The sequence below is a fragment of the Caulobacter sp. SSI4214 genome (assembly GCF_012184455.1).
Lineage (GTDB): Bacteria > Pseudomonadota > Alphaproteobacteria > Caulobacterales > Caulobacteraceae > Caulobacter > Caulobacter vibrioides_E.
In genome coordinates, this window is record NZ_SZWJ01000032.1 from 41368 (window position 1) to 47708 (window position 6341).

Consider the following 6341-nt stretch of genomic DNA (forward strand, 5'->3'; position numbering starts at 1 on the left):
CTCTAGCCTTGGCCTCGCGCATGGCGAAACCAAGGCTAGGGGTCGAGAGGATCAACGGCCAAGGGATCTGATTCCGTCGCCTCAAGGGCTGGCGAACTGACTCTTCGCCGCGAAATTCGAGGCGTAGATGCCTGTCGCGGTGGAAAGTCCTCCTTCAGCGGGCGCGACAGCCGCGCCGAAGCCGCTGCGTGACGCCGCGATACGCCAAAAAGAGCGTGGCTTGGGTCGCGAGCTGGTTCGACCCTTGCCGTTACGACGATGTGTCCAAAGCCCTGCAAGCGAAGACGGCCTTTGCGGCCAGGACGCCTCTGGCTGAACTGGGAGGTCTGTTCAGAAGCTTTGGTGTCGAGCTGTGCGCGGCTCAGTAGGAGGCCAAAGCCTGGGCGCGCGCTTCAGCCTTCGTCCTCGGGCGTCAGCCTGTAGCCCAGACCTGGTTCCGTAAGCAGCAACTTTGGTGCGGAAGGTTCTTCTTCGATCTTCTGACGCACCTGTCCGACCAGTACCCGCACGAACTGGGCGTCGACCTCGGCGTCTGGCCCCCAAACGGCGGCCATCAGCTGCCGGTGGGTCACGACCCGACCGGCATAGCGCGCTAGGCTGCGTAGAAGGTCGTATTCACGTGGCGTCAGCCGGATCTCCTGGCCCTGCACCACGACGCGGCGATCAGCGAAATTGATCTCGAGTTCGCCGGACTTGAAGTGCGCGCGGGCCGAGAAGCGGCGGTCACGGCCTCGCATCGCCGCCCGTAGGCGCGCCAGAAGTTCGCCCACGCCGAAGGGCTTGTTGATGAAGTCGTCGGCGCCCAGGTCCAGGGCGGCTATTTTCTCTTGCTCGATGTCGCGCGCCGACAGCACGACGATCGGCACCTCGGACCATTCGCGGATACGGCCAATGACAGCCTTGCCGTCGAGATCGGGCAAGCCGAGGTCAAGAATGACCGCGTCACAGCCTTCGGCCGCCAGATGCGCTAGGGCTGCCTGGCCACTGTCAGCCGTGGCGACGCCGTAACCCGCAGCACCCAGCGCCGGGGTCAGCGCCCGCACCAACTGGGGTTCATCGTCGACCAGCAGGATTTGGGCGCCAGATTGAATCATGCGATCGTCTTCCTCGGAAAGCTGATCCTGACGACGAGACCGCTCTTACCGTCAACACGATCGGCAGCGCCAATCGATCCGCCCATGGCTTCGACGAGGCCGCGGGCGATAGAGAGGCCCAGACCCGTACCCTGACTTGCGCCGGCCGAGCCGGGCGAACGATAGAACTTCTCGAAAATGCGATCCTGGTCGGTCTCGGGAACGCCAGGTCCGCAGTCGGCGACCTCGATCAGCACCGACGTGGTCGTTTCGCGCACGCTGACAACAATGGTGCCGCCCTCGCGGCCATAGCGGGCGGCGTTCTCCAAGACGTTGCTGAGGGCTTGATCGAGCAGAATGGGGTCGCCATCGATCATGGCGCTGCCTTCGAGCTCGCGCTCGACGATATAGCCGAGACGGCCGACATGGTCGGCGGCTCGGTTTGCGACCTCGGCGGCGGCGAAGGTCTGCGTCTCGAGCACCAGGGCGTTTGATTCCAACTTGGTCATGCTGAGCAAGTTGGCGACGAACCGATTCAGGCGCTCGGCCTCTTCCTCGATCGTGGTGGCCAGGTCCTCACGCACTTCGGCGGGAAATTGGCCACCGAACGCCTTGAGGCTGCTGGCCGAGGCCAGGATCGCTGCCAGCGGCGTGCGCAGATCGTGCGAGATCGAGGAGAGCAGGGCGTTTCGTAGCTGTTCCGTACGCACCGCAGCGGCGACCTCAGACCGTTCGACGGCCAGCCGGGCGCGCAGGATCGCTGCTGCGCCAAGGTCGATGAGGACGTGGATCAGGCGTTCGCTGTCAGCGTCCGGGCCAGGCTCGGTTTCGCGCCAAGCAGCAATGCCCAAGTGCGTTCCGTCGGCGATCACGTCCCGAACTCGCCAGCCGTCCCGAGCGAAATCGGATGAGGCCGGTGCGGAAAGACTCGGCGTCGGCGGGAAGCTCCAGACCCGCGATTGATCAATCATGGTGGCTTCGCCCTTGGCCGCGGCGGCCATGTGCTCGACCACCAGCTGGCGAACTGCCGCCTCATCGTCTGCAGACGACAATTGGCGGCTGGCCTCGAAAAGCGCGCTCGTTGCTCGGGCTCGCAGCCTGTTCCGTTCAGCCTCGTCGCGCAGCCGGCCGGCGATACCTCCTGTAAGAAGGGCGACTGCCAAAAACATCAGCAGCGTCAGAACGTCTTCTGGAGATGCTAAGCTGAAGGTAAAGCGTGGCTCGACGAGGTAGAAGTTGTAAATGGCGAAGGCCAATATGGCCGAGAAGAACGCTGGATAAGCTCCTTGGGTAACCGCAGTAACCAGGACGCTCGCCAGGAACACCATTGAAACGCGAGCGGTGTCAAACAAGCGAAACAGTGCTTCGGAAACGCCAAAGCCTACCAGAACGAATAGTATTGCTATGCCGTAAGGCCGCAGTTGAAATCGAGAGGCGGATTTTTCAGTGTGCGCTATCGGCATTTTCACTCTCGGGAACCGCCGAGTTTGCGGATGGGAAGCTGCTGATCTGAGCTCGAGCCTTTAGACTGATTACCCCAATCGAAATTGGGAGCAATGAATTCAGTCATCGAGAGCCGCTATGGATGACGCCGTATTTGCTCCAACTGCTTCAAGCAGCCGGCATTCCTTAGCGATCATCGGCTATCTTCGCGAGCGCCTTGGTTCTGCGCGTCTGGGAGCGGAGCTTTGGCATAGGTGCCGCAGATCTTTAAGGTCTGTGGTTGAAATTGGCTTTGAACGCTGACGACGCGCTTCCAAAACGCTAATACCTAGCGAAAGAGAGTTCGTGGTGTTTCGCTCAATCAGGTTTGCTACCGATCGCGTGGCTTAGGTGGGGGTACTTAGATCTAATGGTTGAAGAGCCCAAACGTCGGCGACTACGGCAAAAAAAAAGCTCCACCCGGGCTAAACTCCGTCAGCAAGCTAAGATTCGGAAAGTCATTTGGATTTCTGTTTCGATTGCTTTGGGTCTGGCGATCGTGGCGATATTTGTCCGATACGGTATGCTTTCCGCAGACTAGCGGTCGCATTAGCCTAGATTTAGCGCGATTCCGGAATTGACTGTGGTTGCCTGAGGGCATCCGTGGATATGGATGTGCGCAACATTTACAGGTTTCCAGAAATTGCGCGCAACGGTTGCTATTTAACAACAGCATTGGACGAAGCTGCTTTGATGCAAGAGCTCCGCGCGAACGCACCTATGCCAGATCAGCCTTTGAAGCTGTTGGTTATAGGGCTCAACTACGCTCCCGATTTCATCGGCATTCCGAAATATACGACCGAGCTGTGCGAGGAATTGGCGCGGCGAGGCCACGAGGTGACTGTTGTGACCGCGCCGCCGTACTATCCCGCCTGGGAGGTGCCGGCGGCCTATCGCGGTGCCTGGCGCGCTGAGACGCTTAACGGCATTCGGCTAATCCGTGCGCCGCTCTATGTTCCGAAGAACCCTGGCGGCCTGACCCGGCTCCTACATCACCTGTCCTTCGCCGCAACGTCGCTTCCAGCGGCGGTGTGGTGCGCTCTGACCAAGCGACCTGACATCGTGCTGACTGTAGCGCCGTCTTTTATGTCCGCGCCGGCTGCCTTGATCGCGGCCAAGCTGTCGGGCGCCCGGTCGTGGCTGCATATTCAAGACTTCGAGGTCGACGCCGCCTTTGAGCTAGGCATGTTGAAAGGGGAGCGCGCGCGTCGATGGGCTGAGCGTCTCGAGCGCACTCTTCTTTTGGGCTTCGATCGGGTTTCGACGATTTCCGCCAGCATGCGCCGCCTTCTGCTCCGCAAGGGCGTGAAGGACGAAGCGGCGCTGGAAATTCGCAACTGGGTGGATATCGACACCGTCACCGCTTGGCCGAGCAGCAACACCTCCTATCGAGAGGCGCTTAATATACCGGCTGACCACGCCGTCGCGCTCTATTCGGGCAATATGGCGGGCAAGCAGGGTCTGGAAGCCTTGGCCGATATGGCGGCGCGACTTGAGGCGCAATCGACGAAGGTTACGCTGTTGCTGTGCGGACAGGGCCCGCTAAAGGGGATGTTGGAAGCTGCCTGCTCCGAGCGGAACAATGTCCGCTTCATGGACCTGCAGCCGATCGAGAAGTTGCCGGAACTGCTGGCTACGGCCGACATCCACCTCCTTCCGCAGCGCGCGGAAGCGGCGGATCTGGTGTTGCCGTCAAAGTTGACGGGCATGCTGGCCTCGGGGCGTCCGGTTGTCGCCATGGCGGATGCGGGGACTGGGCTGGCGATCGAGGTCGAAGGCTGTGGTCTCATCGTCCCGCCAGGCGACAGCGAGGCCATGGCGCATGCGGTAACAATTCTTGCTCAAGACAGCGAGCTGCGCCTTGAACTCGGGGCCGCCGCTCGCCGCAGGGCTGAAGACGCATGGCGTATGTCGAGCGTCATCGACCGTTTTGAGGCAAGCGCGCGCGAAGTTCTTAGCGACCAAACCCTGGTGGCGAGCGCGGCCCGCGCACATTCCCTGTAGTTCGACGCATGACGCCGACGGTTTCGAGGCTGGAAGACATGCAGATTGAAAGCTTGCCTGAAGGGGCAGTTCAAGACTTGACGAAGTTCAAGACGCCGCCAGGGTTTCGCGGCCGGTCGGCGGTGGTCGTGCAGCTCTGGTGGATCGTGCAGGCAACCCTCTTCCGTACCTCACCGCAGTTCCTCTACGGCTGGCGCCGGCTTTTACTCAAGCTGTTCGGCGCTCAGATTGGCGAAGGCGTACTCGTCAGGCCGACGGCCAGGATCGTCTATCCCTGGAAGCTGACCGTCGGCGATCACAGCTGGATCGGTGATTTCGCTGAGATCTACTGCCTTGGGCCCATCGTGATTGGGCGAAATGCTGTTGTTTCGCAGTACGCCTATTTGTGCACGGGTTCGCACGATCTCCGGGCGATCGGCTTTGACATCTTCGCCAAGACGATCACCGTCGACGACGAGGCCTGGGTGGCGGCCGGTGCGTTTGTACATCCAGGGGTGACGATCGGTCGGGGATCTGTCGTGGGGGCCCGCGCGGTCGTGACAGCCGATACTGAGCCGATGGGTATCTATGTTGGTGACCCTGCTAGAAAGGTCAGTGAGCGCGGCTTGAGGGCCTCACGCTAGATCGTATTGAGCACAGCGGCGAGCGCTTGTTCGGCTTCTCGCTTCAAGCTGACAAAGCGCTTCTTCGCTTCCCCGCTCAGTTGAGCCCGATCGAAGTCGGCGGCCAATTCCTCGATCCAGCGCTGAGCGCCGGCGTCGAAATCGGCCTCGGCAAACACCACGCCGGGCGATCCCTCATGATCGCATCCCATGCATCCGCGATCAGTGGTGATGATCGCTGCCCCCCTCGCCAGAGCCTCCAGAAGAACCAAAGGCTGGGCTTCGTTGGTGTAGCTACTAGGAAAGACGAAAATGTCCACCTCCTCGTAGAAGGCGTCCTTTTCGGACCCATAGACTGGGCCGAGCCAGTTAAATGTGTCGGGAAACTCCGACTTGGTCGCTTCGATCGCAGCCTTCACCCTGGGCTCGTGAGCCGGGCCGGCGAGCTTGGCTTGAACCGCTAGGCCTTGTCTGCGGAGCCGGGCAAATAAATCGAGAAAACGAAGAGCACCCTTATCTTCGGTTAGGTTCGATAGATGCCCTAGCACGAGTTCGCCATTTGTCGTCGGCGCTGCACCGGTCGCGTCCGCCATAAAGGCGTTGGAGAGAACTATCGCCTTCGCGTTACTGGCCGGCCATTCCGACGGATAACGTTCTAGCAGGAGCGACTCCATGCGATCGCAAAGCAGGAGGTGGGTCGTCTCCTTCGGGGAAAACCTGAGGAACGCAGCCATGAGCGCCGAGCGCTGATTGAGATAGGCGAAGCTATGATGATGAGTCCAAAGGCTGTAGCCGAGAACGCGTGCGAAAGCCGCCAGCAGTACGTTGAAAGCTAAGCCTGAAGCGCCGTCGCACGGCATATATAGGGTGTGGACCCCCCTTAAGCGTACCAGGGCAAGGCGTAGGGCGATGGCGAGAGTCTTACCGAAGCGTCCGATCGGCTTGAGGACTGCCGGCCAGTCTCGCGGGGGGGACAAATCCACTGATGCGAAAAGCAGACCCGCCGCGTCGAGTTCGCGGACCATGCGAACGTTGACAGCGGACAACCCCGTAATAGGTGGCGGGAGTTGAACCGCTGCGAGGACATGAGCTCTGACGGGCATGCGTTCAATCCGCGAAACGCGACATACCCAGACCTGCTAGGAAGGCTTTAATCCGAGCATTTCTCATCGCATTAGTA

Annotated in this window: 5 protein-coding genes; 2 read left to right on the top strand and 3 right to left on the bottom strand. The window is 60.7% G+C overall.

What is annotated here, in order from left to right; translation table 11 throughout:
* Positions 1-392: 392 nt before the first annotated feature.
* Both FCU40_RS11595 and FCU40_RS11600 read right to left on the bottom strand, forming a co-directional pair.
* Entirely contained in the window at positions 393-1094 is a 702-nt protein-coding gene (locus FCU40_RS11595; RefSeq protein ID WP_168075050.1) for a response regulator transcription factor, read from the bottom strand.
* Entirely contained in the window at positions 1091-2536 is a 1446-nt protein-coding gene (locus tag FCU40_RS11600; RefSeq protein ID WP_168075052.1) for an ATP-binding protein, read from the bottom strand. The genes FCU40_RS11595 and FCU40_RS11600 overlap by 4 nt, the downstream gene beginning before the upstream one ends.
* A gap of 712 nt (positions 2537-3248) precedes the next feature.
* On the opposite strand from FCU40_RS11600, the gene FCU40_RS11605 reads away from it, so the two are divergent.
* On the top strand, positions 3249-4559 hold the full coding sequence (locus FCU40_RS11605) for a WcaI family glycosyltransferase (RefSeq protein ID WP_168075057.1): 1311 nt from the start codon (positions 3249-3251) through the stop codon (positions 4557-4559).
* Between the two features lie 8 nt (positions 4560-4567).
* Positions 4568-5182, top strand: a complete 615-nt coding sequence (locus FCU40_RS11610) for a WcaF family extracellular polysaccharide biosynthesis acetyltransferase (RefSeq protein WP_241693595.1) — start codon at positions 4568-4570, stop codon at positions 5180-5182.
* Here FCU40_RS11610 and FCU40_RS11615 read toward each other — a convergent pair.
* Entirely contained in the window at positions 5179-6186 is a 1008-nt protein-coding gene (locus FCU40_RS11615) for a glycosyltransferase family 4 protein (RefSeq protein WP_168075054.1), read from the bottom strand. The two genes, FCU40_RS11610 and FCU40_RS11615, sit on opposite strands and share 4 nt — an antisense overlap.
* Positions 6187-6341: the final 155 nt, after the last annotated feature.